The following is a 1,488-nucleotide window of genomic DNA, read 5'->3' as shown; positions in this document are numbered from 1 at the left end:
GCCGTGGGCCGCATCACCGGCTTCAACGCCACCGGCAGCACCGCCGGCTTCGGCTACGACGCGAACGGCAACCGCTCGAGCAGCACCCGGATGCTCGGTACCCAAAGCACCAGCCGCACCTACACCGTGGGCGCCACCAGCAACCAGCTCACCGGCTTCACCCAGAGCATCAACGGCGCGAGCACCACCAGCGTCACCTATGGCTACAACGCCAACGGCGACCTCGTGAGCGACGGCCTCAGGAGCTACACCTACGACGCCGAGGGCCGCCTGGCCGCAGCCACCACCGGCGCCACTGACGTGAGCCCGACCACGCGCTACGCGCACAACGCGCTGGGCCAGCGGGTGTTCAAGACCGAGCCGCTGTACCCGCCGGGGCAGGGCGACGAAGCCGACCCGGGCTTCATGCAGAGCCTGATCGCGTTCTTCACCAAGCTGTGGTCTCCGGCGACCACGCAAGCGGAGCAACTGGGCTATGCCTATGTCTACGACGAGCAGGGCACCCTGATCGCGGAGGCGGGCAGCGGCGGAGCCAACAGCGCGGGGCAGGCCAGCTACATCTACCTGCCGACGGCGAACGGGCCGATGCCGATTGCGGCCGTGATCAACGGCGCCACCTATGCGGTGCACAGCGATCACCTGAACACGCCGCGCAAGCTCAGCAATGCGGACGGCCAAGCGGTCTGGCAGTGGGGCTACAGCGCGTTCGGGGAGGACAAGCCGACCGTTGCGAAGAACCGGTTCGCCAACCTCGACATCACACCGAACCCGGGCACCACCAGCGTCTCCGAGGTGAAGTTCAGCCTGAGGTATCCAGGGCAGTATGCGGATGAGGAGTCGGGGCTGTTCTACAACTACTTCCGTTCGTACAGCCCGACGACGGGTCGATACAGCCAACCGGATCCGATTGGACTCGATGGAGGCTGGAATCGGCTTGGGTACGTTGACGCGAATCCTATGACTGTCACAGATCCTCTGGGACTTGATCCATGGGGCCGTGAATTGTGGACCCCCGCGCGGGTATACACAGACATGAATGCCGGAATCACCACCTTCTTCGATCCGATGACTCGCGATCTGCTGGTCTTCCCGACGAACAATTCGGTTGCCAGCAGTGCAAAGCCTGGTGCGGCCGGCCCCTACAACGGTGAGTTCACCTACTGCGAATACCCAAACAGCCGCGAATACGGAACAGCTAAATGGCGCACGACAGACGGCCGCGCGCGCTGGATTCACGGGGGCGGCTCGCGCTTGAGCAAACCGCTCGATCCTCGGCAAGGTTGGGCGCCAACCCTTGGCTGTACGCGCGGTCAAAACGCGGACGTCAATACGCTGTGTTCAAAGTCGGAGGTTTGGAGGAATGCAAATCCCGGCAAATCCATTCCTTATTCGAGGTGGTGACTGATATGGCAAATTCATTCTTTAGCAGACTCCTCGCCATTGCGTTTGCCTCGGCGATATGGGTTGGTCACGCGCATGCTTCTTGTC

At 62.9% G+C, this 1,488-nt stretch carries 1 protein-coding gene; it reads left to right on the top strand.

Annotated elements, in window-relative coordinates:
* Window positions 1-1,401, top strand: a 1,401-nt coding sequence (locus AC04MI_RS25115; RefSeq protein ID WP_476499038.1) for an RHS repeat-associated core domain-containing protein, incomplete at its 5' end; no start/stop codon positions are given.
* Window positions 1,402-1,488 lie beyond the last annotated feature (87 nt).

This window comes from Acidovorax sp. LjRoot204 (assembly GCF_056175785.1).
This window is presented reverse-complemented; position numbering and strand designations above follow the sequence as displayed.